Annotated in this window: 28 protein-coding genes and 1 riboswitch; of the genes, 16 read left to right on the forward strand and 12 right to left on the reverse strand. The window is 70.5% G+C overall.

Features of this window, described 5'->3' with window-relative positions; translation table 11 throughout:
- The first annotated feature begins 23 nt into the window (after positions 1-23).
- Positions 24-650 (forward strand): TetR/AcrR family transcriptional regulator, encoded by a 627-nt coding sequence (locus ACZ5PO_RS09175; RefSeq protein ID WP_464192522.1) that lies wholly within the window; start codon positions 24-26, stop codon positions 648-650.
- Here the strand turns inward: ACZ5PO_RS09175 and ACZ5PO_RS09180 are convergent.
- Complete coding sequence (locus ACZ5PO_RS09180) at positions 609-1,184, reverse strand: gamma-glutamylcyclotransferase (protein ID WP_464192524.1); 576 nt, start codon at positions 1,182-1,184, stop codon at positions 609-611. The two genes, ACZ5PO_RS09175 and ACZ5PO_RS09180, sit on opposite strands and share 42 nt — an antisense overlap.
- 279 nt (positions 1,185-1,463) lie before the next feature.
- Between ACZ5PO_RS09180 and ACZ5PO_RS09185 the strand changes: the two genes are divergently transcribed.
- Together ACZ5PO_RS09185 and ACZ5PO_RS09190 are read left to right on the forward strand one after the other, a co-directional pair.
- Positions 1,464-1,763, forward strand: a complete 300-nt coding sequence (locus ACZ5PO_RS09185; RefSeq protein ID WP_464192527.1) for a type II toxin-antitoxin system RelB/DinJ family antitoxin — start codon at positions 1,464-1,466, stop codon at positions 1,761-1,763.
- 106 nt (positions 1,764-1,869) lie between these two features.
- Positions 1,870-2,955, forward strand: coding sequence for a DUF2125 domain-containing protein (locus ACZ5PO_RS09190; RefSeq protein WP_464192529.1), 1,086 nt, complete (start codon positions 1,870-1,872; stop codon positions 2,953-2,955).
- A gap of 7 nt (positions 2,956-2,962) precedes the next feature.
- On the opposite strand, the gene ACZ5PO_RS09195 is transcribed toward ACZ5PO_RS09190, so the two are convergent.
- From ACZ5PO_RS09195 to ACZ5PO_RS09215, 5 genes are all read right to left on the reverse strand, one after another.
- Entirely contained in the window at positions 2,963-3,094 is a 132-nt protein-coding gene (locus ACZ5PO_RS09195; protein ID WP_464192531.1) for a hypothetical protein, read from the reverse strand.
- Positions 3,095-3,105: 11 nt separating this feature from the next.
- Positions 3,106-3,753: a hypothetical protein gene (locus ACZ5PO_RS09200; protein ID WP_464192534.1), complete on the reverse strand. Its 648-nt coding sequence runs from the start codon at positions 3,751-3,753 to the stop codon at positions 3,106-3,108.
- 139 nt (positions 3,754-3,892) lie between these two features.
- Positions 3,893-4,849 (reverse strand): prephenate/arogenate dehydrogenase family protein, encoded by a 957-nt coding sequence (locus ACZ5PO_RS09205; RefSeq protein WP_464192536.1) that lies wholly within the window; start codon positions 4,847-4,849, stop codon positions 3,893-3,895.
- Positions 4,842-5,981 (reverse strand): histidinol-phosphate transaminase, encoded by a 1,140-nt coding sequence (gene hisC, locus ACZ5PO_RS09210; protein ID WP_464192538.1) that lies wholly within the window; start codon positions 5,979-5,981, stop codon positions 4,842-4,844. Before hisC ends, ACZ5PO_RS09205 begins: the two co-directional genes overlap by 8 nt.
- 278 nt (positions 5,982-6,259) lie before the next feature.
- A complete protein-coding gene (locus ACZ5PO_RS09215; RefSeq protein ID WP_464192541.1) occupies positions 6,260-7,144 on the reverse strand; it encodes a chorismate mutase in 885 nt (294 codons plus the stop codon).
- A 219-nt stretch (positions 7,145-7,363) separates the two neighbouring features.
- Positions 7,364-7,441, forward strand: a riboswitch (SAM riboswitch).
- 191 nt (positions 7,442-7,632) lie between these two features.
- Between ACZ5PO_RS09215 and metX the strand changes: the two genes are divergently transcribed.
- Positions 7,633-8,736 carry a homoserine O-acetyltransferase MetX gene (gene metX / locus ACZ5PO_RS09220; RefSeq protein ID WP_464196766.1) on the forward strand — a complete coding sequence of 368 codons (1,104 nt, stop codon included), beginning with the start codon at positions 7,633-7,635 and terminating at the stop codon, positions 8,734-8,736.
- 29 nt (positions 8,737-8,765) lie between these two features.
- Positions 8,766-9,422, forward strand: a complete 657-nt coding sequence (gene metW, locus ACZ5PO_RS09225; RefSeq protein ID WP_464196768.1) for a methionine biosynthesis protein MetW — start codon at positions 8,766-8,768, stop codon at positions 9,420-9,422.
- Positions 9,423-9,449: 27 nt separating this feature from the next.
- Here the strand turns inward: metW and ACZ5PO_RS09230 are convergent, their stop codons facing one another.
- Positions 9,450-10,025 carry a histidine phosphatase family protein gene (locus ACZ5PO_RS09230; protein WP_464192543.1) on the reverse strand — a complete coding sequence of 192 codons (576 nt, stop codon included), beginning with the start codon at positions 10,023-10,025 and terminating at the stop codon, positions 9,450-9,452.
- Between the two features lie 216 nt (positions 10,026-10,241).
- Here ACZ5PO_RS09230 and ACZ5PO_RS09235 point away from each other — a divergent pair, with 216 nt between their 5' ends.
- The 4 genes from ACZ5PO_RS09235 to ACZ5PO_RS09250 all read left to right on the forward strand — a co-directional run bounded on the left by ACZ5PO_RS09235 (position 10,242) and on the right by ACZ5PO_RS09250 (position 12,184).
- Positions 10,242-10,451 carry a CbtB domain-containing protein gene (locus ACZ5PO_RS09235; RefSeq protein WP_464192545.1) on the forward strand — a complete coding sequence of 70 codons (210 nt, stop codon included), beginning with the start codon at positions 10,242-10,244 and terminating at the stop codon, positions 10,449-10,451.
- An 11-nt stretch (positions 10,452-10,462) separates the two neighbouring features.
- Positions 10,463-11,194, forward strand: coding sequence for a CbtA family protein (locus ACZ5PO_RS09240; protein WP_464192548.1), 732 nt, complete (start codon positions 10,463-10,465; stop codon positions 11,192-11,194).
- 64 nt (positions 11,195-11,258) lie between these two features.
- On the forward strand, positions 11,259-11,942 hold the full coding sequence (locus ACZ5PO_RS09245; protein WP_464192550.1) for a hypothetical protein: 684 nt from the start codon (positions 11,259-11,261) through the stop codon (positions 11,940-11,942).
- Positions 11,943-11,947: 5 nt separating this feature from the next.
- Positions 11,948-12,184 carry a sulfurtransferase TusA family protein gene (locus ACZ5PO_RS09250; protein WP_464196770.1) on the forward strand — a complete coding sequence of 79 codons (237 nt, stop codon included), beginning with the start codon at positions 11,948-11,950 and terminating at the stop codon, positions 12,182-12,184.
- 93 nt (positions 12,185-12,277) lie between these two features.
- On the opposite strand, the gene mobA is transcribed toward ACZ5PO_RS09250, so the two are convergent.
- A complete protein-coding gene (gene mobA, locus ACZ5PO_RS09255; RefSeq protein ID WP_464192553.1) occupies positions 12,278-12,895 on the reverse strand; it encodes a molybdenum cofactor guanylyltransferase MobA in 618 nt (205 codons plus the stop codon).
- Positions 12,896-13,280: 385 nt separating this feature from the next.
- On the opposite strand from mobA, the gene ACZ5PO_RS09260 reads away from it, so the two are divergent.
- The 7 genes from ACZ5PO_RS09260 (at position 13,281) to folK (ending at position 20,506) form a co-directional block, all read left to right on the forward strand.
- Positions 13,281-15,023, forward strand: coding sequence for an adenylate/guanylate cyclase domain-containing protein (locus ACZ5PO_RS09260; protein WP_464192555.1), 1,743 nt, complete (start codon positions 13,281-13,283; stop codon positions 15,021-15,023).
- A gap of 186 nt (positions 15,024-15,209) precedes the next feature.
- A complete protein-coding gene (locus ACZ5PO_RS09265; RefSeq protein ID WP_464192557.1) occupies positions 15,210-16,226 on the forward strand; it encodes a TRAP transporter substrate-binding protein in 1,017 nt (338 codons plus the stop codon).
- Positions 16,227-16,373: 147 nt separating this feature from the next.
- Complete coding sequence (locus ACZ5PO_RS09270) at positions 16,374-16,970, forward strand: TRAP transporter small permease (protein ID WP_464192559.1); 597 nt, start codon at positions 16,374-16,376, stop codon at positions 16,968-16,970.
- On the forward strand, positions 16,967-18,292 hold the full coding sequence (locus ACZ5PO_RS09275; RefSeq protein WP_464192561.1) for a TRAP transporter large permease: 1,326 nt from the start codon (positions 16,967-16,969) through the stop codon (positions 18,290-18,292). The genes ACZ5PO_RS09270 and ACZ5PO_RS09275 overlap by 4 nt, the downstream gene beginning before the upstream one ends.
- 7 nt (positions 18,293-18,299) lie before the next feature.
- On the forward strand, positions 18,300-18,683 hold the full coding sequence (locus ACZ5PO_RS09280) for a VOC family protein (protein WP_464192563.1): 384 nt from the start codon (positions 18,300-18,302) through the stop codon (positions 18,681-18,683).
- Positions 18,684-18,954: 271 nt separating this feature from the next.
- Complete coding sequence (folP, locus tag ACZ5PO_RS09285; protein ID WP_464196772.1) at positions 18,955-19,755, forward strand: dihydropteroate synthase; 801 nt, start codon at positions 18,955-18,957, stop codon at positions 19,753-19,755.
- 247 nt (positions 19,756-20,002) lie between these two features.
- Positions 20,003-20,506, forward strand: coding sequence for a 2-amino-4-hydroxy-6-hydroxymethyldihydropteridine diphosphokinase (folK, locus tag ACZ5PO_RS09290; RefSeq protein WP_464192566.1), 504 nt, complete (start codon positions 20,003-20,005; stop codon positions 20,504-20,506).
- Between the two features lie 31 nt (positions 20,507-20,537).
- Here folK and ACZ5PO_RS09295 read toward each other — a convergent pair whose 3' ends face one another.
- The 4 genes from ACZ5PO_RS09295 to ACZ5PO_RS09310 form a co-directional block, all read right to left on the reverse strand.
- The gene (locus ACZ5PO_RS09295; protein WP_464192568.1) at positions 20,538-21,755 is read right to left on the reverse strand and encodes an ABC transporter substrate-binding protein; all 1,218 of its coding nucleotides are present in this window, start codon (positions 21,753-21,755) and stop codon (positions 20,538-20,540) included.
- Between the two features lie 218 nt (positions 21,756-21,973).
- Entirely contained in the window at positions 21,974-22,180 is a 207-nt protein-coding gene (locus ACZ5PO_RS09300; protein WP_464192570.1) for a YodC family protein, read from the reverse strand.
- Between the two features lie 311 nt (positions 22,181-22,491).
- Positions 22,492-23,823, reverse strand: coding sequence for a sigma-54-dependent transcriptional regulator (locus ACZ5PO_RS09305; RefSeq protein WP_464192573.1), 1,332 nt, complete (start codon positions 23,821-23,823; stop codon positions 22,492-22,494).
- Positions 23,823-25,628: a sensor histidine kinase gene (locus ACZ5PO_RS09310; RefSeq protein ID WP_464192575.1), complete on the reverse strand. Its 1,806-nt coding sequence runs from the start codon at positions 25,626-25,628 to the stop codon at positions 23,823-23,825. Before ACZ5PO_RS09310 ends, ACZ5PO_RS09305 begins: the two co-directional genes overlap by 1 nt.
- Positions 25,629-25,861 lie beyond the last annotated feature (233 nt).

Raw genomic sequence — 25,861 nt, forward strand, 5'->3', positions numbered from 1 at the left:
ATCCACCCGCCAGCGAGCCCGCGGTGACGCACGACGAGACGCGACCAGTCACCGTTGCCGCCTACGAGTCGAAGGGCGAACGCACCCGCCGGCGCCTGCTCGATGCGGCTGCCGCCGAGGTCGCCCGCACCGGCATCGCCGGCGCCAGCATCACGGCGATCGCCGATGCCGCCGGCCTCAAGACTGGCAGCATCTACTTCCACTTCGACTCGAAGGACAAGCTGATCGAGGCGATGCTCGCCCAGGGGCTCAGCGCGACGCTGGGATACCTGGATGCGGCGCTCGCGGCGCTGCCCGACGGTGCCGATGCGGTGACGCGGCTCGGTGCCGCGATCCGCGCCCACGCCACGGCCGTCCACGAGCTGCCCGACTACACGGTCGCCGTGCTCTCGCCGACCTTCCGCAAGGACGCTGCCGGCGCCGCGGCGCGCAAGCTGCAGCGGACCTACGTCTCGCGATGGACCGAGCTCGTGAAGGACGCCCAGGGCGCCGGCGTCCTGCCGCCGGCACCCGATCCGCAGCTGCTGCGTGACTTGATCTTCGGGGCGCTCAACACCGTCACCCTGGTCGGCCGCCCTGCCGGCGAGATCACGGACGCCCTCGAGGCGCTAATCGGGCTCGACCGCGATCGGCTCGGGCGCGCGGAGTGACGTGTCCCCGTCCAGTGCGTCCACGACGTGGCTCAGCACCGGATCATCGACGCCGAGCTCGAGCAGATGGGCGTACGTGCTGCGCACGTAGTCCGGGTTGAGGCCGGACTGGCCGACGCCGTGGCGCACGAGGCGCACCACCTCCGCCGACGCCAGGCGGCCGGCGTATTGGATGTGCGCGCGGTCGACCACGTAGACCAGCGCCTTGACGGTGGGGCCGGTGTCGAGGGTGACGGAGGCGGTGCGCTCCAGGTAGACCGAGGTCACCTGCTCGCGCTCGCGCAGATAGGCGATGGTCTCGTCCCGATGGGCCGCCGCCACCCGGAAGGCCGCGCCGCGGCAGGAGCCACCCCGGTCGAGGCCGAGCACTAGCCCGGGGGCCTCCGGCGTGCCGCGATGGTGGTACGAATAGATGCAGAGCGAGCGGTGATAGCCGTGCACGCGCCCGATATGGCGCTCCAGGAAGTCGAAGCCCGGCCGCCACATCAGCGAGCCATAGCCGAACACCCACAGGTCTTCGTCGGCCGCGCTCATGCCGGCCACCGGCGCGCCGCGCGGCTGCGATGGCGCCGTTGCGATCGAAGGGGAAAGGCCCACATGGTCGGGATCGGTACGATTGGACGATTCACTGCCGCGATGTTCTTGAGTGGATGGCGAGCGGGGTCAAGATGCTACGAGGCCGATGAGACCGCCGATCGCAGCCTTGGATGCACTACTGCCTTGGATCTCGGGCTTCCCCTGGGCTCGGCCATGGCGCCTTGATCGTATCTCATTTGAGATACAAGATGGAGGTTGATCCAGGAGGACCGAACGATGGCTGCGCGCACCTCGATGCTGCATGTCCGCGTCGATGACGAGTTGAAGGCCGCCGCGGCAGAAAAGCTGGCCAACTTTGGCCTGACCGTCTCCGACGCCGTGCGCATGTTGCTAACCCGCATTGCCAAGGAGGGGGCGTTGCCGGCTGGCCTCGCGGCCGATCCCGCTGCTTACGATGCCTGGTTTCGGGCTAGGGTTCAGGAGGCGCTGGCCGACCGAGGCCCGGCCGTTTCGCATCAGGAGGTCATGGATGAAGCCCAGGCGCTGATCGACAAAAAGCGCCGTGCCGAGGCTTGAATGGCGAGCGGCCGCCGAGCAGCTGTGAGCATCTTGTCGCCTCAAATCCGGCCTGCATGTATGACGCGGCTGAACGTCCCGGACAGGCCCAAGCGAGGAGTCACGTGTGAGCGACAGGTCCCTTGAACGCGTAACCCCGCCGCGCCGCCCGTTCCGCTGGGCCCTCTACCTCCCCTATCTCGTGCTGCTGGTCCTGGCCATCGCCTGGTGCGCCTTCTGGTTTCTGGCGCGGCAGCAGGTCGAGGCGGCGATGGACGGCTGGTTTACCCAGGAGGCGGCGCACGGGCGCAACTGGGTGTGCCCGGACCGCCGCGTCGCCGGCTTTCCCATGCGCTTCGAGCTGGCCTGCGAGGCGCCGACGTTCTCGGGCAACACGCCGCAAGGCCCGATCGAGGGCAGCGTCGCGCATTTCGTCGCCGCAGCCCAGATCTATGACCCCAATCTGGTCGTGGCCGATCTCAAGGGGCCGCTCATCGTCAAGTCGACCGTCACCGGCCAGGCGGCGAAGCTCGGCTGGGCGGCCTTCGACATCAGCGTCCGGCGCGGCCAGGGCGGCCTGGTGCGGCTGTCGAGTGTCATCCGCGAGCCCAATCTCACGCTGGTCGCGGCCGACGGTAGCGAGACGCCGCTGGCGCGCGGCCAGCTGTTCGAGGCGCACGTGCGGCCGGATCCGGACCGGCCGGCCGAGCAGGGCGCCTTCGACCTGGTGAGCCGCCTCGACAAGGCGACGATCCCGCTGCTCGACCAGCTGCTGCGCTCGGCCGAGCCGACGTCGCTGGAATTGCAGGCGGCGGCCACGCAGGCCAGCGCCTTCTTCACCGGCGCCGGGCCGGCCCAGTTCGAGCAATGGCGCGGCCGCGGCGGCCAGCTCGATCTGGTGCTGCTCAAGCTCGACAAGGGACCACAGCAGCTCGAGGCGAACGGCACGCTGACGCTCGACGAGCTGCACCGCCCGGCCGGCCGGATCAGCGCCCGGGCCGCTGGCTTGGGCGAGCTCGTCGCCGCCTTCACCGGTCGCGGCGGCGGCGGCGGCCTCGGCGGGCTGATCGCGGGCGGGCTCGGCATGCTGGGCCGGCCGGCGGCGGCGCCCGGCGGCGCCCCGGCGATGACGGCGCTGCCCACCGTGGTGCTCGCCAACGGGCAGGTGATGATCGGTCCGTTCGCCGTCGCGCGGATCCCTCCGCTCTATTGAGCGGAGGCTACCGGACCTTGGGCGTGAGCAGGGTCTTGGGTCGGCGCTGCCGGGCCGTGTTGAACAGGGAGAAGGTGCGCGACACGTAGTTCGTCACGCCCGACAGGCCCTTGATGTACTCCTGCAGGGGCGGCGTCATGTCCGCCTCGATCAGGCGCACGGGCCGCGACGGGTCCTGGGTCTCGAGCGCGCGTAGAACAGCGGCTCGCCGCGGCGGATGACGATGTCCTGCTTGGGGTCATGCCATTCGAAGGCCCAGACGAGCTGGCGCGGCCACACGTCGATGGGAAACCGTCCGCCGACGAGCAGGCCGGGCAGGGCTGCCGGCCGGTAGTGCAGGAACGGCGGCATCTGGTTGATGTAGACCGGCTCGTCGGCGATGAAGATGTAGGGCGTCATCATCTGCAACAGCGGGCGGGCGGGATGCCGCCACTCCTTGGGCGAGACGACGACCACCATCTGGCCGAGGTGCTTGGTGCGGATCGAGGAGGCGTCGCCGGCGCCGTTGATGAGCCGCGGCGTCTTGGTCTTCTCGTCGACGCTGAACTTGAGGTGCAGGTCGATGGGCGACAACACCTCGAACAGGCGCGACTCGTAGTCGAGCACGGCCGGGCAGTAGGCGACGGACTTGGCGTGGTTGGGCGCCGGCTCGAAGCGCGACACCTTGCGGGGCGCTTCCCAGATGAAGCTGGAGCTCTGCGATTCCAGCAGCCACCCCACCTCGGCGAGCTTGCTCAGCCGCGGCGCCCGCGCACGCAGCCAGCTCATGTTGACGCCCAGTCCCATGTCGTGCCCCACGCCTTCTCCGCCGCGGCAACACCGCGCTGCGATGGTCAGGTCTCCCTAAGAGCACGATCCCAAAAAGTGGACGCCGGCTTTTGGACAAGATCATGCTTAGAGAACGACATAGAGCGGGATGATGGCGGTCGCCCGCCGATCACTCCGGGTCCGCCTCGGCGTGGCGGCGGCCGAAGTCCGGCTCCGCCGTTTCCTGGCCGATGTCGATGATGCCGCGCCGGATGGCGCGCGTGCGGGTGAACAGCTCGAACAGCGCGTCGCCGTCGCTCCAGCGGATGGCGCGCGCCAGGGCCGCCAGGTCCTCGTTGAAGCGGCCGATCATCTCCAGCACCGCGTCCTTGTTGTGGAGGAACACGTCGCGCCACATGGTCGGATCGGAGGCGGCGATGCGGGTGAAGTCGCGGAAGCCGCCGGCCGAGAACTTGATCACCTCCGAGCGCGTCACCGTCTCCAGATCGGCGGCGGTGCCGACGATGTTGTAGGCGATCAGGTGCGGCAGGTGGCTGGTGATGGCGAGCACCAGGTCGTGGTGCTCGGCCGTCATGGTCTCGACGTTGGCGCCCATGCCCTCCCACAGCGCCCGCAGCGCCGCGGTCGCGCCGGCGGCCGTGCTCTCGGGCGGCGTCAGGATGCACCAGCGGTTGAGGAACAGCGTGGCGAAGCCGGCCTCCGGGCCGGAGTTCTCGGTGCCGGCGACCGGGTGGGCCGGCACGAAATGGACCCCCTCGGGCAGGTGCGGGGCCACCTGGGCGACGACCGAGGCCTTGACCGAGCCCACGTCGGAGACGATCGCACCCGGCTTCAGGGCGCCGGCGATCTCGGCCGCCACGGCGCCGCAGGCACCGACCGGCACGCATAGGATGACGATGTCGGCGTCGCGCGCCGCCGCCGCGGCGTCCGTGCCCACGTCGTCGCCGAGGCCGAGCCGTCGGGCGGTCTCGGCGGCCTCGGCGCTGTGATCTGCGATGGCGATGCGGTGCGCCAGCCCGCGCTGGCGCGCGGCGCGGGCGATCGACGAGCCGATGAGGCCGATGCCGACGATCGCCAGCCGCTGCACCAGCGGCTCGGCGAGCCGCTGTCCGAACCGGTCAGGCATGGGCGACACGCGCCTCCGGTGCCGGCGCCGTCCCGGCCTGGAACTCGGCCAGCGCGGCGACGAGCAGCCGGTTGGCCTCCTCGCTGCCGATGGTCATGCGCAGGGCGTTGGGCAGGCCGTAGGCGGCGACCGCCCGCACCACGAGGCCGCGCTTGACCAGGAAGGCGTCGGCGTCCCTGGCCGAGTGCCCGGGCTCGTCGGGAAAGTGCACCAGCACGAAATTGGCCACGCTGGGCGTCACGGCGAGGCCGAGCTTGCCGATCTCCTCGGTCAGCCACGGCAGCCAGCGGTTGTTGTGGGCGACGGCGGCAGCGACGTGGTCCTGGTCGCCGATCGCCGCGGCGCCGGCCGCGATGGCGGGCGCGCCGACGTTGAACGGGCCGCGGATGCGGTTGACGGCGTCGATCAGGTGGGCCGGGCCATAGGCCCAGCCGATGCGCAGCGCGGCCAGGCCGTAGATCTTCGAGAAGGTCCGCGTCATGACGACGTTGTCGTGGCGCGCCGCCAGCTCGAGGCCCGGGATGTAGTCGTCGCGGGTGACGTATTCGGCGTAGGCCGCATCGATCACCAGCAGCACGTGCGGCGGCAGGCCGGCGTGCAGCCGCTCGATCTCCGCCGCCGGCAGGTAGGTGCCGGTCGGATTGTTGGGGTTGGCGAGGAAGACGACCTTGGTGTGCGCCGTGACCGACGCCAGGATGGCGTTCACGTCGGCGGTGTGCCTGTGCTCCGGCGCCACCACGGGCGTGCCGCCCGCCCCCAGGATGGCGATGCGGTAGACCAGGAAGCCGTGCTGCGTGAACACGCCCTCGTCACCCGGGCCGATGTAGGCGTGGGTGATCAGGTTGAGCAACTCGTCCGAGCCCGCCCCGCAGACGATGCGGTCGGCGTCGAGCCCGAACTTGTCGGCGATGGCGCGGCGCAGGCGCAGGGATGAGCCGTCCGGATAGGCTTCCAGATGGTCGGCCGCCGCCCGGTAGGCTTCCACCGCGCGCGGGCTCGGACCCAGCGGCGTCTCGTTGGACGAGAGCTTGTAGACCTTGGCGGCGCCGGGGGCTTCGCTGCGGCCGGGGATGTAGGGGGCGATCGAGAGGACGCCGGGACGCGGCTCCGGACGGACCGGGCGAGGGGCCATGGTGAACTCCAGCTCTACGCGCGGCGCCGACGCTGTCGGCACGGCGCATCTTTGGTCACGGGCGTCTGGAGCACTTTGTGATCGGATCATCACATCCGATCACAAAGTGCTCAAGCGCCGGTAACCGCCTGCTTTAGCGCATCTACCCCGCCCTGTGACACCGCTTTTCACAGGCCGGGAGAGCTGACGCTTCGTCGCGGGCGGCGGATCCCGGGTGAGCCCGGCCCCGTTCGGGGGCGGGAGGCGCGTGACCCGCGCGGCGCCCGGCGCGGCCCCGTTCAGGCTGCCGGCGCGGGCTCTTCGGCGGCGCGGGCCGTCCTGTCCGGCAGGCGGAAGCGGTCGGCGTGGCTGCCGACCTCGGCGAGATCCGCCCGGCCGCCGGTGGCCCTGGCCAGGGTCTCGCGCAGCCCGTCGAGGGCCGTCGTGCCGGGCACGGCGATCAGCACCGAGAGGCCGCCGCGCAGGCCGGCGCTGCCGATGACCTCGGCCCCCAGGGGCGCGAGCTGGGTGTGGGCGCTACGTCGCCATCGCTCGACGTGCGCCGCCACGAGCACGGTCTCGCGCACGGCGGCGTCCGCCAACGGCTTGGAGACGACGAAGATGGGCGTGCCGGCCGGATGGTCCGGCCGCTCGATGAACGGCAGCCGGGCGATGATCTTGGGCGTGCCCGGCCCGGTAAGCGCCTCCCACCACGGGCCCGAGGAGGTGCCGCTGTCGGGGCGGAAGATGCCGACATCGCCGGCCGATGCGGCGACCGCCGCGATGACGGCCGCGGCGCCCGGATGGGGCACATAGGGGACGGTGAAGCCGAAATGGAAGCGGGCCGAGTCGCGCATCGGCCCATCGCCGGACGACACGTCGGCGTGCACGCTGAAGGGCGCCTGTAGGAAGGTGAACGTGGCGATGATGACGCGCCAGATGCCTTCGGCCGTGTCGAGCGGCAGAGAGCCGTGATGGCGGGCCGCGATCGCCCGCATCATCGCCGCCTCGCGGCCGGGGCGGAAGGCCGAGCCGGACGCCTGCGTGCTCTTCACCGTGATCAGCCGGTCGATGATCTGGCTGCGCTCGATCAACAGCGCGTGCATCTCCGCGTCGATGCGGTCGATCTCCTGGCGGAGCGTCGCCAGCTGGGCGTTGGCCGCGGGGCCGATGGGCTCTGACATGGCGGTCCAGTCTCGCAGGTTGCCGGAAAACGCTCCCGCGGCTTGTAGGCGCCTTTGGCGAGCGGAGAAAGCCTGCCCCTCCAGCCGGCGATCACCAGGGCCGGCCCGGCCGCGCTGCCTCGGCCCGGCGGTCATGTCGGCCACGGGCGTGGGGGGCGACGGCGAAGCCGTCGTCCGCTATAACGAACGTCTTGACGGGTGCACCGGCCCGGATTAAGCGAAGACCATCGTGGTGATTTGGCCGGCCGGCTTGCAGCCACGTTAAACAAATCGCTAAATGGCCGTGGACAGCTTCGTTGACCCGGCTCCGTTATATCGGCCGGGTTTTTTAGTGCCGTGGCTTGGCCCGGCAGCGCTGTCCGGGAGGCCATGTGGTGGCGTCTGCGCATCCGCTTCACGATCCCCGCCGGCTCGGCCCGGGCCCACGTGACGACGTTGCCGCGCCGGCCGCGGGCCCGTCGGAGGCCAATGCGCCATCGAGCCCGGTGATGGAGTTCGACGCCGGACGGCCGCTGGCCATGGATGCGGGCGTGTTGCTGGCACCCTGGCAGATCGCCTACCAGACCTACGGCACGCTCAATGCCGCCCGCTCCAATGCCATCCTGGTCTGCCATGCCCTGACCGGCGACCAGCATGTCGCCAACATCCACCCGGTGACCGGCAAGCGCGGCTGGTGGGAAACCCTCGTCGGCTCCGGCCGTCCGATCGATACCGACCGGTTCTTCGTCATCTGCGCCAACGTCATCGGCGGCTGCCTCGGCACCACGGGGCCCGCCTCGATCAATCCGGCGACGGGCGCGCCCTACGGCCTCGATTTCCCCGTGGTCACCGTGCGCGACATGGTGCGGGCCCAGGCACTGCTGCTCGATCGCCTGGGCATCGACAACCTGTTCTGCGTCGTCGGGGGCTCCATGGGCGGCATGCAGGTGCTGCAATGGGCGGCGAGCTTCCCCGAGCGGGTGTTCTCAGCCATTCCCATCGCCGCCGCCTGCATCCACTCGGCGCAGAACATCGCCTTCCACGAGGTCGGCCGCCAGGCCGTGATGGCGGATCCGGACTGGCGTGGCGGGCGCTACTTCATCGATGGCGTCAGGCCGTCGAAGGGGCTCGCCGTGGCGCGCATGGGCGCACACATCACCTATCTCTCCGAGGCCACCCTGCACCGCAAGTTCGGGCGCCGGCTGCAGGACCGCGACGCCCCGACCTTCTCCTTCGACGCCGACTTCCAGGTGGAAAGCTACCTGCGCCACCAGGGCGAAGCCTTCGTCGAGCGCTTCGACGCCAACAGCTACCTCTACCTCACCCGCGCCATGGACTACTTCGACCTCGCCGCCGATTACGGCGGCGTGCTGGCCAACGCCTTCAAGGGCAGCCGCACACGCTTCTGCGTCGTGTCCTTCACCTCCGACTGGCTGTTCCCGACGGCCGGCTCGCGCGCCATCGTGCATGCCCTCAACGCGGTCGCGGCATCGGTGAGCTTCGTCGAGATCGAGAGCGACAAGGGCCACGACGCCTTCCTGCTCGACGAGCCGGAATTCTTCGCCACCACCGGCGGCTTCCTCGCCGCCGCCGCCCGGGCGCGCGGGCTATGAGCGGCAGCACCGCCTCGGCCGGTCAGGACATGTCTGAGCCGTCGGCAACGCCGTCGCCGACCGTCGGCCGCGTCGACCTCCTGCTGGTGGCCGACATGGTCGAGCGTGGCGCCCGCGTGCTCGACGTGGGCTGCGGCGACGGCGCCCTGCTCGAGCTCCTGGAACGCGAGCGCGGCGTCGACGGGCGCGGCATCGAGCTGTCGCGCGAGGGCGTCAACACGTGCGTCGCCCGCGGCCTGTCCGTCATCCAGGGGGATGCGGACACCGACCTCGGCGCCTATCCCGACGATGCCTTCGACTACGTGGTGCTGTCGCAGACGCTGCAGGCGACGCGCCACCCGCGCCGGGTGCTCGAGCACATGCTGCGCATCGGCCGCCGCGCCATCGTCTCGTTTCCCAATTTCGGCCACTGGCGCATCCGCCTGCAGGTCGGCTTCGCCGGCCGCATGCCGGTGACGCCGAACATGCCGTTCGCCTGGTACGACACGCCGAACATCCACCTGTGCACGATCCGCGACTTCGTGGCCCTGTGCGAGAAGGCGGATATCGTCATGGAGCGGTCGTTCGCGCTGGATGCCCGCGGCGCCAGGGTGCGCGTCAATGCCCCCTGGTGGTTCTGGAACCTGTTCGGCGCCCAGGGCGTATTCCTGCTGCGCCGCGGCGGCCTGCCGGCACGGCGGAGTTGAGCGGACGGATGGCTGGGCTTGACCCGGTTATCCATCGCCAAACGGCCGCCCCACGGCGCGCAGGGTCCAGCGGGTGCCGTCGCTGCGCAGCTCGGTGATGCTCAGCGGCTCGATGTCGAGGCGCCAGAACGACCGCGACGGGGCGTCGAGCACGGTGAGCACCGCCGCCCGGATCACCGCGGCATGGCTGACCGCGAGCGTCGCGCCGCGGTCGGCGACGTGCCCGGCGAGCCAGTCCGCCGTCCGCCGCCGCAACGCCGCCAGCGATTCGCCCCCGTGCGGCGCCGCCTCCGCGTCGGCGAGCCAGGCCGCGAGGCCCTCCGGCTCGGCCGCATGGACCTCGGCCAGTCCGCATCCCGCCCAGCGGCCGAGGTCGAGGTCGCGGAGGTCCGCGTCGACCTGGGCCGCGAGCGCCATGGCGTCTGCCGTCTGCCGCGCCCTCAGCGCCGGGGCGGTGAAGGTTCGGTCGCTGCGCCCCAGCAGCGGCCGCAACGTTGCCGCCCGGGCGGCGGCGGCATCCTCCAGCGGCTCGTCGGCAGGAAAGGCGCCGCGCCGCGTCGCCGCGGTCGCGCCGTGACAGATCAGAAGCAGGCGTCGCGCCATGGGCCATCCGCTGTCGGCATGGGGTGTCGCTTCATTGACACGGGCCGGTCGCCACGCCTAGGCTCGCCGGGTCGCCCACAGTTGGAAGCCGGTGTGAATCCGGCACGGTCGCGCCGCTGTCATCGGTCAGTCTCGCCAGGCTGCCGTGAGTCAGTCCCAGCCGCGGGCATCCACCGTCGTTCAACGAACGGGACGCGTCATCCCGGGAGAGTTCCGATGTCCGATATCGCCCTTGCGCCGAGCGTCCGTCCGGTTGCCATTCCGCTGGGGCAGGTCCTGCCCTGGGCCGTCTTTGCCGGCCTGCTCTTCCTGCTCGCCCTCTATTTCATCGGCGCGGAAGAGGGGGCGACCTCGCTGCTCTCGGGCTCGTACGTGCACGAGTTCGTCCACGACGGCCGCCATCTCCTCGGTTTCCCCTGCCACTGACGGAGGGGGCCATGGTCGGCAACCTGCTCCTGCGCGGCATGATCGCCGGCCTGGTGGCCGGCCTGCTGGCCTTCGGCGTCGCCCGCGTCTTCGGCGAGCCGCAAGTCGACCGGGCCATCGCCTTCGAAGATCAGGCGAGCCAGGCGAGAGGCGACGCCCCTGAGCCCGAGCTGGTCAGCCGCGCCACCCAGGCCGGCCTCGGGCTGTTCACCGGGGTCATGGTGTTCGGGGCCGCCGTCGGCGGCCTGTTCGCGCTCGCCTTCGCCTTCGCCTACGGACGCATCGGCCAGCTCGGGCCGCGGTCCACCGCCGCCGTGCTGGCGCTGGGCGGCTTCATTGCCCTGGTGCTGGTGCCGATGCTGAAATATCCGGCCAATCCGCCGGCGGTCGGCAACCCGGAGACCATCGGCTACCGGACCGAGCTGTTCTTCGTGATGCTGGCGATCTCGCTCGCCGCGCTGTTCGCCGCGGTGGTGCTGGCGCGGCGGCTGAGCGCGCGGCACGGGGCCTGGAACGCGGCACTGTGGGGCGGCTTGCTCTTCGTCGCCGTCATTGCCGTCGCGCACTACCTGCTGCCCGACATCAACGAGGTTCCCGAGCAGTTCTCCGCGATTCTGCTGTGGCAGTTCCGCGTGGCGGCGCTCGGCATCCAGGTGGTGCTGTGGGCGACGCTCGGCCTGCTGTTCGGCGCCCTCGCCGAGCGCAGCCTGGCCGGCTCACGGCAAGGATTCGTTCCGAGGTGACGGGATGGCCGGCCGGCGGGGTCGCCTCCTGCCGTGACCGGCCGTGACGACGGGGATGCTGCCGGTGCCCAGGTCCGGTGATGCACGTTACGGACTAGGTGCACTGCTGCTGTGGCTGGCCTTGTGTGCGCCGGCGTGGGCCCATCACGCCAGTGCCGGCGCCGGCGACAGTGGCGCGGGCGGCCTGCCCATCCCCAACCTGTCGCACGGCGAGATGGCGGTCATCGCCGCCAACCGGACGGCGATCCTCGCCCTGGCGGCCAAGCAGGTGCCGACCGACCCGGTGTTCCGGCGGCTGCTCAACTTCGCCGCGCTGCAGCGCACCTATTGCCTCTGGGACCTGGTGCCCGGCAGCGTCAGCGACGAGGCGAGCCCGTTCAACGAGTGCTCGCACGCCTACCTCGCCGCCGTGCGCGCGCTGCTCCTGCACATGGACGGCATGGCCCGACCGCAGGCCGGCGTCCACGGCCTCGTCGGCAAGATCGAGGGCGAGATGCTGAGCAGCGACGCGTCGCTGCTGCTCTGCCGCTACAGCGGCGAGCCGTTCAACACCGCCGCCGTCGTCCGTCCGCGCTGGGTCGACGTGCCCTTCCATGCGCCGAGCCTGCTGCTCTTCGGCGGCATGGCGCTGACGTTCGCGGGCGGCGTCTCGCTGATCGGCCGCCTGAGCGGTGGCGGCAAGGGCGCGCGACGCCCTCCGATGCCGCCGGGCCCGAGCTCCGGACCCGGCGCCGGGCCGATCCTCTGACGGGCCTGGGCGTGCACGAGCTCGATCTCAAGGGCCTGAAATGCCCCCTGCCGGCGCTGAAGCTGCGCAAGGCGCTGCGCCGGCTGCCGGCCGGCGAGGAGGTGCTGGTGCTCTGCACCGATCCGCTGGCGCAGATCGACATCCCGAACGTGGTGCGCGAGACCGGGGACCTGCTGCTGAGCCAGCACCAGCGGGAGGGGGCGTTCGTGTTCCTGATCGAGAAGCGGCCTAGAGCGGGATGATTTATCTTTGACTCATCATTCCACTCTAGGTCTTTGTTTTGAGCATGATCTTGTCCAAAACCGGTGTCCACTTTTTGGGATCATGCTCTAGCGTCAGCGCGGCCTGAGCGCTGCCAGCCGCGCCGCCTCCGCCAGATCGTCGGGCGTGTTGGCGTTGAAGAACGGGTCCACCGGCTCGACGGCCCAGTCGACGCCCACCATGTGCCGCTGCGCCGTGAACATCCCGGCTCGCCGCAGGCCCTGCGCCAGCGCTTCGCGCAGCGCCTCACGGAGCGCGACGGGCCAGAGCGCGATGGTGGGATGGAGGCGCGCCCCCGATGAGGCCACGGCGATCTCCGCCCCGGCGGCGGCCCGCGCCGCCGTGAGCCGCGCCACCAGGTCGCGCGGCAGGAAGGGGGCGTCGGCCGCGGCGCTGACCATCAGCGCCGCCGTCGGCCGATGGGCCGCGACATGGTCGAGCCCGGCGAGGATGCCGGCGAGGGGGCCGGCGAAGCCGGGCACCGTATCGGGCAGGACCGGGAGCCCGAAGGCGGCGAAGCGGCTGCGGTCGCCGTTGGCGTTGAGCACCAGGCCGGCGCCGCATTGCGGCTCCAGCCGCTCGATGACGTGAGCCACGAGCGGCCGTCCGGCGAGCTGGCAGAGGGGCTTGTCGGCGCCCATGCGGCGCGACAGGCCGCCTGCCAGGATAAGGCCCGCGACGCTCTCGCTCATACGGCTCCCCTGTCGGCGCGCACCGCCACCGGGTAGCACCGACGCCCGTCAGATCCCGACAAGCCCTGCCGCCCTCCGTACGATTATCATGCCGACGGTTCCACGCGCATCACCGGTGCGGGCTGCTCTGTCAGGCGCGTCGCCGCCCCGATCCCGCCGCAACGTGCGGGCACCTGCTACGTCCGGGACCGGCCGGCATCATCCGATCGGGCCGGAGCGCTCCAACTCTGTGACAGTGGAGCGCTGTGCCATCGGCTGATTCGGTCCGGCTGGAGGCGCTGGCGTCGCGGCCCGTCGCGACGCCACTCCAGATGGGATGGCCTGACCGGGCTCGGCCGGGGTGGGCGTCGCGCGTGTGTGGGGATGGATGACAGGGACAAGCTCGATGCCGACTGAGCGGCGACGCGGCCGCGGCGACGGGACCGGGAGCCTGCTCCTCCACGGTTCGGTCACGCAGCGCCTGCGGCTCGGCTCGGGCCTGATCCTGTTCGCCTTCGCGCTGACGCATTTCCTCAACACGGCGCTCGGCATCGTCAGCCTCGACGCGATGATCGCGGCGGAGAACTGGCGCGTCGCGGTGACCCGCTCCCTGCCGGGCACCATCGTCCTGGGGCTCGCGCTCCTGGTGCACGCGGGCCTCGCCCTGGTGAAGCTGGCCGGCCGCGGCAACCTCGCGCTGACGCGGTGGGAATGGCTGCAGGTCGCCCTCGGCCTCGCGATTCCGCTCCTGCTGCTGCCTCACATCGTCGGCACGCGGTTCGCCGCCACGGTCTTCGGCGTCTACGACGACTACGTCTACGAACTGGCCCGGCTGTGGCCCGGCGGCGCCGTCAACCAGTCGCTCCTGCTGATCATCGTCTGGGTGCACGGCTGCCTGGGGCTGCATTTCTGGCTGCGCCTGGCGCCTGGCTACGACCGTGCCGTCCCGATGCTGCTCGTCATCGCCGTCCTGGTGCCGGTGCTGGCGCTCACCGGCTTCATGGTGCAAGGCCGCGATGTCGCCGAGGCCATGGGCGATCCGGCGGCGCTGGCGGCGCTCAAGCAGCGCACCCATTGGCCGACCGCTGCGGTCGAGAGCACGCTGGACGACTGGCGGCTTCAGGCGCGCCTCGGCTTCTACGGGCTCGTCGCGGCCGCCCTTGCGGTCCTCGCCACCCGCACGGCGTGGTGGCATACCCGCCGGCGCATCGTGGTGCAATATTTCGCCGGCCCGCGGGTGCAGACGGTGCCGGGGCCGACGCTGCTCGAGATCAGCCGCGCCAACGGCATCCCGCATCTGTCGGTGTGCGGTGGCCGGGCGCGCTGCTCGACCTGCCGGGTGCGGGTGCTCGACGGGCTCGCCGGCCTGTCGCCGCCCACCGAGGCGGAGCTCAAGACGCTGCGCTCCATCGGCGCCGATCCGGACGTGCGGCTCGCCTGCCAGGCGCGGCCGGGGACGGCGACGACCGTGCTGCGGCTCCTGCCGGACCAGCGGCTGGCGGACATGCGCGAAGCCGCGCGGTCTGACGCCATGGGCGTCGAGCGCACCTTCGCCGTGCTGTTCGTCGATATCCGCGGCTTCACCAGGTTGAGCGAGGAGAAGCTTCCCTACGACGTCGTGTTCATCCTGAACCGGGTGTTCCAGACGCTCGGCGGCGCCATCGAGCAGTCCGGCGGGCGTATCGAGAAGTACATCGGGGACGGCCTGCTCGCCCTGTTCGAGGATTCACGCGGCGTCGCCGAGGCCAGCGCCGCCGCGCTGCGGGCCGCGGTCGCGGTCGATGGGGCGCTCGACCGCCTGAATGCCGATCTCGGGGCGGAGCTCGACGCGCCGCTCGCGGTGGCCATGGGCTTGCATGCGGGGCCGCTCATCGTCGGCAAGATCGGCTGGGGCGAGGCCGCATCGATCACCGTGATCGGCCCCACGGTCAATGTCGCAAGCCGGCTGGAGGCCATCGCCAAGAGCGAGAACGTCCAGCTCGCCGTCTCCCAGGCGACGGTCGAAGCGGCCGGCCTCCCCCTGGCCGGGCTCGATGTGCGCCGCTTCGAGGTGAAGGGGGTGGCGGTCGCCATGGACATCGTCCTGATCGGCGGCGCGCGCGCCGTCGAGCCGCGCCTCGCGGCCCCGCCGGCACGCGCGCGGGGATAGGACGCGGCCGCGTCGCCCGCGGCGAGCCGCACGGCTGTGCTCCGCCGTGCATGCGACGAAGGTCAGAGTGGCTGCCCCTTGTGCCGCCGCGCGCCGGCCGACCATACTGCGGGCAATCGCCGTGCGCCCGGGGGTGGGGGCTCGTCAGCAAGGGGTCCCTGACCGAGGATCCGGGGAGTAGACGCCATGAACAAGATCGTTGCAGCCGTGGCCGCGACCGCCGTGGGCGTGCTCGGCGCCATCGCTGCCGTGCCGTCGGCGAAGGCCCAATCACCCATCGTCATCAAGTTCAGCCACGTGGTGGCGCCCGACACGCCCAAAGGCAAGGGCGCCGACAAGTTCAAGGAGCTCGCCGAAAAATACACCAACGGCCGGGTCAAGGTCGACGTCTACCCGAACTCGCAGCTCTACAAGGACAAGGAGGAGCTCGAGGCGTTGCAGCTCGGCGCCGTGCAGATGCTGGCGCCCTCGCTCGCCAAGTTCGGGCCGCTGGGCGCCAAGGAGTTCGAGGTCTTCGACCTGCCGTTCATCATTCCCGACAAGGCCGCCCTGCGCAAAGTCACCGACGGGCCGCTCGGCAAGAGGCTGCTCGGCAAGCTCGACGCCAAGGGCATCGCTGGCCTCGCCTATTGGGACAACGGCTTCAAGATCATGAGCGCCAACAAGCCGTTGCGCCTGCCGGAGGATTTCCGCGGGCTGAAGATGCGGATCCAGTCGTCGAAGGTGCTCGAAGCGCAGTTCCGGGCGCTCGGCGCCATCCCGCAGGTCATGGCCTTCTCGGAGGTCTATCCGGCCATGCAGACCGGCGTCGTCGACGGCTCCGAGAACACCCCGTCCAACATGTACACGCAGAAGCACTACGAGGTGCAGAAGTACGGCACGCTCTCCGACCACGGCTACATCGGCTATGCCGTCATCGCCAACAAGAAGTTCTGGGACGGCCTGCCCGCGGACGTGAAGCCGCAGCTGGAAAAGGCCATGGCCGAGGCGACCGCCTATGCCAACGAGATCTCCCAGAAGGAGAACGACGACGCGCTGGCGGCCATGAAGGCCTCCGGCAGGATCGAGTTCATCACCCTGACGGCCGAGCAGAAGGACGCCTGGAAGAAGGCGCTCGAGCCGGTCTACGCCGAGATGGCCGGCCGCGTCGGCAAGGACGTCATCGCCGAGTTCCAGAAGGAAGCCAAGGCGGGCACCCAGTGAGCGCGCTGCAAGGCTCTGTTCGTCAGTGGATGGATGGCCGGGTCAAGCCCGGCCATGACGGCATAGATGTTGATCGCTGACCTCTCAGCGTCATGGCCGGCTTGACCCGGCCATCCATCGGCTCACGAACAAAACCGGCTTGAACCCATGATCGCGCTGCGCATCCTCGACCGGCTCGAGGAGATCCTGATCGCCAGCCTGATGGCGGCCGCGACGGTGATCATCTTCGTCGCCGTCGTCCACCGCTACGGCTCGGGCATCTCCTTCCTCTATCCGCTGCTGGCGCCCATCCGCCTGTCGTGGGCGCAGGAGCTCTGCATCTACATGTTCGTGTGGATGGCCAAGTTCGGAGCCGCCTACGGGGTGCGCACCGGCATCCACGTCGGCGTCGACGTGGCGGTGAACCGCTTGAGCCCCGAGCGCCGCAAATGGGTGGTCTGTTTCGGCCTGCTGGCCGGCGCCCTGTTCACCGGTATCATCGGCACGCTCGGCGCCGGCTTCGTCTACGGGCTGATGGGCACCGACCAGACCTCGCCCGACCTCGAGGTGCCGAGCTGGATCGTCTACCTCTGCATCCCCCTCGGCTCCTTCCTCATGTGCTTCCGCTTCCTGCAGGTGTTCGTCGCCTACCTCAGGACCGGCGAGCTGCCGCACCATGATCCGGGCCACGTCGAAGGCGTCGAGGAGAGCGCACAGGCGGCGGAGGACTTTGCCAGGGCCGCAAGCCGGGGCCGCGCCCCATGAACGCCGCCATCATCTTCGGCCTGCTCATCGCACTGATGCTGACCGGCATGCCGATCTCGATCGCGCTCGGGCTCACGGTGCTGACCTTCCTCTTCACCATGACCGACGTGCCGATCGCCGCCGTGAGCCTCAAGCTGTTCACCGGCATCGAGAACTTCGAGATCATGGCGATCCCGTTCTTCATCCTGGCCGGCAACTTCCTCACCCATGGCGGCGTGGCGCGGCGGATGATCGACTTCGCCACCTCGCTCATCGGCCATTGGTACGGCGGTCTGGGGCTCGCCGGGGTGATGGCCTGCGCGCTGTTCGCCGCCGTCTCCGGCTCGAGCCCGGCCACGGTGATCGCCATCGGCTCCATCATCCTGCCGGCGATGGTGAAGCAGGGCTTTCCGCCCCGCTTCGGTGCCGGCGTCGTCACCACTTCGGGCGCCCTGGGCATCCTCATCCCGCCGTCCATCGTGATGGTGATCTATGCGGTGGCGACCGGCGGCGCCGTGGTCTTCGGGCCGGACGGCCAGCGGGTGTCGTCGGCCTCCATCGGCCAGCTCTTCGTCGCCGGCGTCGTGCCCGGCCTGATGCTGGCGGCGGCGCTCGGCCTCACCACCTGGTACCGCGCCTTCAAGAACGACTATCCGCGCCTGCCGCGGGCGAGCTGGACGGAGCGCTTCATCGCCTTCCGCCGGTCCGTCTGGGGCCTGCTGCTCATCGTCCTGGTGCTCGGCGGCATCTATTCGGGGATGTTCACGCCGACCGAGGCGGCGGCGGTCAGCGCCGTCTACGCCTTCGCCATCGCCGTCTTCGTCTACGGCGACATGTCGCTCAAGGACGTGCCGCGGGTGCTGCTCGCCTCGGCCAACATGAGCGCGATGATCCTCTACATCATCACCAATGCGGTGCTGTTCTCGTTCCTGATGACCAGCGAGCAGATCCCGCAGACGCTGACCAGCTGGATCACCGACTCCGGCCTGGGCTGGATCGGGTTTCTCCTCGTCGTCAACGTGCTGCTGCTGCTGGCCGGCAACGTCATGGAGCCGTCCTCGATCGTGCTGATCATGGCGCCCATTCTGTTCCCGGTGGCGGCCAAGCTCGGCATCCACCCGGTGCACCTCGGCATCATCATGGTGGTGAACATGGAGGTCGGCATGTGCCATCCGCCGGTGGGCCTCAACCTCTACGTCGCTTCGGGCATCACCCGCATGGGCATCACCGAGCTCACCATCGCCGTCCTGCCCTGGCTGCTCACCATGCTCGCCTTCCTGGTGCTGGTGACTTACATTCCAGCCCTGTCGCTCGCGCTGCCGCGGGCGCTCGGCATGCTGTGAGGCGCCGATGATCACCGGCCTCGACCACCTCGTGCTCACCGTCGCCGACGTGGAGGCGACCTGCCACTTCTACGACGTGACGCTGGGCATTCCATCGATCAGCTTCGCCAGCGGCCGCCGTGCGCTGCAGGTTGGCGACCAGAAGATCAATCTCCACCAGCTGGGCCGCGAGTGGGATCCGAAGGCGCAAGCGCCAACGGCCGGCTCCGGCGACTTCTGCCTGATCACCGACACGCCGCTCAACATGCTGATCGCCCGCCTCGGCGCCGCCGGCGTCTCCATCGAGGAGGGGCCGGTGCCGCGCACCGGCGCGCGCGGCCCGATGCTGTCGGTTTATTTCCGCGACCCCGACGGCAATCTGGTCGAGGTGGCCAACTACGCCGAGGGCTAGAAGGGTATCACCTGCCGTCATGGCCGGGCTTGACCCGGCCATCCATCCGCTTGAAGACAAACGGGTAAAGTCAGCCCTTGCGGGCTGGAGTCGTTCGCTTAGATGGATGGCCGGGTCAAGCCCGGCCATGACGGCGAGCAAGCTGTCCGCGTCGTGACAGGCCGCCCGGCCACTGCCCGCGCCAGGTAAGAGATCCGTGACCCACTCCGCCGCCAAAGCGTTGCCGCCCACCCTCGATCCGCTGGCCGACCTGGGCCGGCGGCCACTGATCATGGGCGTGCTCAACGTCACGCCCGATTCCTTTTCCGACGGCGGCCGCTTCGCCGATCCGGCCCACGCTGTAGCGCAGGCGCAGCGGCTCGCCGCGGAGGGTGCCGACATCCTCGACATCGGCGGCGAATCGACCCGGCCCGGGCATGCGCCCGTCTCCGGCGAGGAGGAGCGGGCGCGGGTCCTGCCGGTGATCGCCGCGCTGCGGCGCGACGGGGAGGCGCCGCCGCTGCCGATCTCGATCGACACCTACAAGGCGGCGACGGCGCGGGCGGCGCTGGAGGCCGGAGCGGCCATCGTCAACGACATCTGGGGCCTGCAGCGGGAGCCCGACATCGCCCACGTGGCCGCCGCCCACGGGGCGCCCGTCGTCATCATGCACAACAGCGAGACCCCGGACCCGGCGGTCGACGTCATCGCCGAGTTCCGCCGCTTCTTCGATCTGTCGATCGCCATCGCCCGCAAGGCCGGCATCCCTGACCGGCACATCGTGCTCGACATCGGCTTCGGCTTCGGCAAGTCGCGGGCGCAGAGCCTCGATGCCATCCGCCGCCTGCCCGAGCTCAAGGCCTTCGGCTACCCGGTGCTGGTCGGCACCTCGCGCAAGTCCACCATCGGCGTGCTCACCGGGCGGCCGGTGGAGCAGCGCCTCGCCGGCACCATCGCCAGCCACGCGGTGGCCCTGAGCCTCGGCGCCGACATCATCCGCGTGCACGACGTCGCCGAGCACCTCGACGCCCTGCGCGTCGTCGCCGGCATCCTCGACCCGGCCAGGGCGCTGGCCCAGGCCGGAGGCGTCTAGCCTTGCAAACGCCGCTTCACATGCCGGGCGAGGCACCGGGAACCCTCTCCCCGCCTGCGGGGAGAGGGCAGGGTGAGGGGGCCTCGCCGTCTGGCGCTATCGCCGCCGCGCCTCGTGCTGCACGCCCCTTCACCCGGCTCGCGCCTTCGCGCGAGCCGACCTCTCCCCGCAGGCGGGGCGAGGTTGGTAGGCTGCACCGCTCCTACGTCTGCCCGCCGGTGGTGCTGCGCGCTGAGGCCCGCCCCTGATGCCCCGCGCCTATCTCGGCCTCGGCAGCAACCTGGGGGACAGCCGCGCCATGCTGGCCGCGGCCGTGGAGGCGCTTGCGGCGGTGCCCCGCATCGCCGTCGTGGCGCGCTCGTCCGACTACCGCACGCCGCCGTGGGGCGATGCCGACCAGCCGGCCTTCGTCAACGCCTGCGTCGCCGTCGACACCACGCTCACGCCCGAGCAATTGCTCGAGGCGTGCCTGGCGGCGGAACGGGCGCTCGGCCGCGACCGCCATGCGCCCGATGCCCGGCGCTGGGGTCCGCGCCTCATCGACATCGATGTCCTGGATTACGAAGGCGCCCGCCGTGCCACCGCGACGCTGGTGTTGCCGCATCCGCGGCTCGCCGAACGCGCCTTCGTGCTGGTGCCGCTCGCCGAGATCGCGCCCGACCACGTCGTGCCGGGCGCCGGCGGCGAGCCCGTGACGGCGCGCCAGGCGCTGGTACGGCTCGATGCGGGCGATATCGTGCGGCTCGATTGAGCCGCGGCGGCCGTTCTGCGCCCGTCGGGCGTCAGCCCTTGGCGAGGGGGCAGGAGCCGTCGAGCGGCCGCACCGCATCCTTGCCCGGGATCACGTCCAGCACCTTGAAGATATCCCATTCCGCCTTCGATTCGGCCGGTGACTTCACCTCGGTCAGCAGCATGTCGTGCTCCATGCGGCCGTCGGCGCGCACCTTGCCGCCCTTGACGAAGGCGTCGTCGACCGGCAGCTCGCGCAGCTTGGCGGCCACCGCGTCGCGGGCAGTGGTGCCGGCGGCCTCGACCGCCTTGAGGTAGTGCAGCGCCGCCGAGTAGACGCCGATCTGCACCCAGGTGGGCGCCTTGCCGGTCTTGGCCATGAAGCGCCGCGAGACCGCCTCGGCCTCCGGGCTCTGGGCCCAGTAGAACGGGCTCGTCGTGGTCAGCCCCTGGGCGCTCTTCAGCCCGATCGCCTTGGCGTCGAGCTCGAAGAAGATCACGCCGAACAGCCGCTGGCCGCCCTGCGGCAGGCCGAACTCGTTGGCCTGCTTGACCGAGTTGATGGTGTCGTTGCCGGCGTTGAGCAGGGCGACGACCTGCGCCTTCGAGGCCTGCGCCTGCAGCAGGAAGGAGGAGAAATCCGCCGAGTTGAGCGGGGTCTTGACCCGGCCGACGACCTGTCCGCCGGCGGACGCGACGACCTTGTCGAGGTCGCCCGCCATGGCCTCGCCGAAGGCATAGTCGACCTGCAGCAGATACCACGACTTGAGGCCCTGCCGGGCGAGCGCGCGGCCGGCGCCGTTGGCGAGCGCGTAGGTGTCGTAGCTCCATTGGAAGCCGTAGGGCGAGCAGAACTTGCCCGAGAAGGTCGAGGCGCCGCCGCCCGACGCCATCAGCAGCCCCGCCTTGTTGCGGACCAGCTCCTGCAACGCCAGCAGCACGGCGGAATTCGGCACGTCGAGGATGACGTCGACGCCCTCCGTATCCAGCCATTTGCTGGCGATCGACGCGCCGACGTCGGTCTTGTTCTGGTGGTCGGCGGCGACGATCTCGATCGCCTTGCCCAGGGCCTTGCCGCCGAAGTCGGCGACGGCGAGCTCGGCCATGATCACCGAGCCCTGCCCGCTCGCGTCCGCGTAGGGCCCGGACCGGTCGTTGAGCACGCCGAGCTTGACTGCGTCATCCGCCGCGCGTGCGGTGCCGAGGGGGGCCGCCAAGGCCGCGCCCACCATGGCCGACAGAAGAATCGATTGCCGGATGAACGCGCGCATGGGCTCTCCCTTTCATGGCCTTGTCCCGTCCTACTACAGGGCCAAATCCCAGTCCATTTGGGCAATAGCTGACCGCATGGACATAAAGGAGAGTGCCGGGCGCCGGGCCGATGGCTCGAAGCCCCATCGGCTCGACGCGTCGCTCAGCACGGTGCGCGCCGGCGCTTCCGTGGCGCGCGCCGGCGGATCGATGGCGTCGCCTGCGACGAAGCGCCGGGTCAGTCGGAATCCTCGTCCTCGTCCTCGTCGTCCTCCGCTTCATCGTCGAACGCGACGAGGCAGGCCGGCGCCAGAATGGTGGAGCGGAAGTTGTCGTCGCTGTCGGCGTACCAGACGCAGGTGACGCCGGTCTCGGCGACCTCGGCCACGGTGAGCGCCGGCCCGCCCGATTTCAGCATGACAACATCGCCGACCTGGAAGCTCATGGGGACTCTCCTCGGTTGCTGCCGACGCTTGGGCGCGGCCGAACGTGAGCGCCGCCGACCCTAGGCAAGGCCGCCGCGCGGCCTTTGTCTAGTTGCCGCCTATGAAGAACTGACGGCTAGCCGGCTGAACTTGTTCCGCGCGCCCTAGTGCGAATCCGAAATTCGCACCACCTCAGGGCATCGCTCGGAGCGAATTTCGGATTCCTAAGCCACACTAGCAACTCTATGATTCGAGTGTGGTTTAATGGATCTGAAGGTCCTGAACGTGGATGCCATGTGGGGGGCAGGAACTTCAGATCCACCACACTAGGCTATTTGGCGACCCGAAAGGCGGTCTGGTCGATGTCGTGCCGGCGCAGCTTGTCGTAGAACGTCTTGCGCGGGATGCCGAGTGCCTTGAGCGTCGTCTGCACGTCGCCGCGGCTCGCCGCCAGGGCGGCGCGGATCTGGTCGGCTTCGTAGGCGTCGACGCGCTCGGGCAGCGGTATCGACCGATCGGCCGCGGGGGCCGGCGCCGGATCGGTGGCGAGCCCGAGGGCGACGCGCTCGGCGTAGTGGACGAGCTCGCGCACGTTGCCGGGCCAGTCGTGCTCTTCCAGATGGCGGCGTACCGCCGCGCCGATCATGACCGGCGGGCGGCGGAAGCGCTTGGCCGCCTGCGCCAGGAAGTGGCCGAAGAGAAGCGGCACGTCGGGCCGGCGTTCACGCAGCGGCGGAATGCGGACCGAGGCGACGTGCAGGCGGTAGTAGAGGTCCTCGCGGAAGCCGCCCTGGCGGATGAGCTCGCGCAGGTCGGCCTTGGAGGCGGCGACCACGCGGATGTCGATGCGGCGAACCTCGTTGGTGCCGAGCGGCGTGATCTCCCGCGCTTCGAGCACCCGCAGCAGCTTCACCTGCAAGGCCGGCGACATGGCCTCGATCTCGTCGAGGAAGAGCGTGCCGCCGTGGGCGTGCTCGATCCGCCCGACGCGCCGCTTCAGGGCCCCCGTGAAGGCGCCCGCTTCGTGGCCGAAGAGCTCGCTTTCGATCACCGTTTCCGGCAGCGCCCCGCAATTCACCGCGACGAACGGACGGCCGGCGCGACGGCTCCAGCGGTGCAGCGCGTTGGCCACCACTTCCTTGCCGCTGCCGGTCTCGCCCTCGACCAGGACGTCGACATCGGCGTCGGCGATCTGACGTAGGGCGTGCCGCAACTGCTCCATCGCCGGCGTGGCGCCGAGCAGGGGCAGATCGGCGCTCGCCGCTTCCGCCACGCGCCGGAGCTCCCGGTTTTCCAGCACCAGCCGCCGCTTCTCGAGGGCGTGCCGGATGCTGCCGAGAAGCCGGTCGTTGGCATACGGCTTGGCCAGGAAGTCGTAGGCGCCCTCGCGCATGGCGTCGACGGCCATGGCGATATCGCCATGGCCGGTGATCAGGATGACGGGAAGGTCCGGATCGAGGCGCTTGAGGCGCCGGAACAGCTCCAGGCCGTCGATCCGCGGCATGCGCACGTCGCTGACCACGACGCCGGGAAACGCCGCGTCGAGCGCGTCGAGAGCGGCCATGGCGGAGGCAAACGGCGCCACCGTCAGGCCGGCCAGCATCAACGCCTGGACATTGGCCGCCCGCAGCATGTCGTCGTCGTCGATGAAGGCAACGTCCATCAGGGGCCTCGCGGCAGAGAAGATCGCGGTCGAGAAAATCGCGGTAAGGTCAAGGTGAAAACGGCGCCGTCACGGTTCTCGACGGAGAGCGTGCCGCCGAACTCGGCGACGATGTCCCTGGAGATCGCCAGCCCCAGCCCGAGCCCGGCGGGCTTGGTGGTGGTGAAGGGCATGAACAGGCTCTTCATGACCTCCGGCGGCAGGCCGGGGCCGTTGTCGGCAAGGGTCACCACGACCCGCTCGGCGGTCGCCACGGCGGCGATCCGGATCCGCCCGTCGGCCCGTCCCGACAGCGCCTCGACGGCGTTCTGCAGCAGGTTGACCAGGACCTGCTCGAGGCGGACCCGGCTCGCCGCCACGACGATGTCGGCCTCGGGCATGTCCACGACGAGATCGATGGCCTGGTCCCTGAGGCGGTGCCCGGTCAGCAGCCGCGCCCCGTCGATCACGGCGCCCAGCGAGACCGCCTCGACGGTGCCCGGCGTCTTGCGGGCGAAGGCGCGCAGCTCGCCGGTGATGGCGCCGATGCGCTCGGTGAGCGTGGTGATCGTGGCCAGGTTGCCGCGCACCGCGCAGGCATCGCCACGGGCAAGAAACGCCTCGGAATTCTCGGCGAAGGTGCGGATCGCCGCGACCGGCTGGTTGACCTCGTGGGCGACGCTCGCGGCGATCTGGCCGAGCACGGCGAGCTTGCTCGCCTGCACCAGCTCGTCCTGGAGGCCTTGCAGGGCGGTCTGGGCGCGGCGCCGCTCCTCCATTTCGGCGCGCAGGCGCCCGTTGGCGTCGCTGAGCTCGACCGTGCGCGCCTCGACGCGGTCCTCGAGATCGCGGCGCGTCGCCGCCTGCCGTGCCCGTTCGTCGGCCAGCCGCCGGCGGCGCGACAGCCACAGCCCGGCGGCCCCGAGCCCGACCACGCCGGCGAGCAGGGCCAGGGATCGCGCCGCGGTCGTGGCGAGGCGCGTCGCCGCCTCGGTCGGCGCCAGCACGTGCAGCGTCCAGCCGGTGCTCGGCACCGCGGCGGTCGCCTCGACGAACTCCCCGCTTGCCGCGTCGTCGGGCAATGTCGCGCGCACCGCACCCGCCACGCCGGCCACCGGGTGGATGGGGAGCAGGTCGAGCGGCGCGTCGCCGAACTGCAGGCTCGCCCGGATCTCTGCCCGCTGATCGGGTGGAATCGGAACCGTGGCCTGGAAGCGCCATGCCGGCTCGCTGGTCACCAGGACGATGGCGCGCTCGTCGGTGACGAAGGTCGGCTCGGCGAAATGCTGCCACTCGGTCTCGATCGTCTCGAACTCCACCTTCACCACGAGGACCCCGAGCGGCCCGGCCGGCCCGTCGAGCCGCCGCGTCAGATAGAGCCCCGGCCGCCGGCTGACGGTGCCGAAGGCAAAGTGCTCGGCGCTGCCGTCGGCCATGGCGCGGCGGTAGTAGGGCCGGAAGGCATAGTCGTTGCCGACGAAGCTGGTCGGCGTGCGGTAGTTGCTCGCCGCGATGGTCATGCCCTCGGCGTCGAGCAGGTAGATCGCGCCGGCGCGCGTGCCGTCGGCCAGCGCCTCCAGCTTGGCGTTGAGGGCAGCGAGCTGCGCCTCGGAGCCGTGCGCCAGCGTCGCCCGCACATCCGGATCCTGGGCCAGCACGATCGGCAGCGTGCGCTGCTTCTCGATCTCGCTGCGCAGCACGGCGACCCGCAGGCCGGCCGCCGCCTCGGCTCCCGTCCGCACCTCCGACAGGGCCCAGCGCTCGGCCGCGTAATGGGCGACGCGGTCGAGGCCGACGAGCACGGCGACGGCCAGGGCGAGCAGCACCAGCCGGCGCCATCTCGGCCTCGCAGTCCACTCATCGGCGCGAAGCGACGTCAAGGGGCTTCATGCCTCCGCCTGGAGTGTGCGGATTTCCGCACATCACAATGACCGAAGTGTGCATCATTCCGCACGGCCTGTCGAGCGCGTCAGCCGGCCTTGAGATTTTTATCGTTTTAAATCAATCGATTGCGGAGGGATGTCGGCCGCCGGGAGGCTGGCATATGCCTTGCGCAGGC

The organism is Chelatococcus sp. KU-N122 (assembly GCF_055391085.1).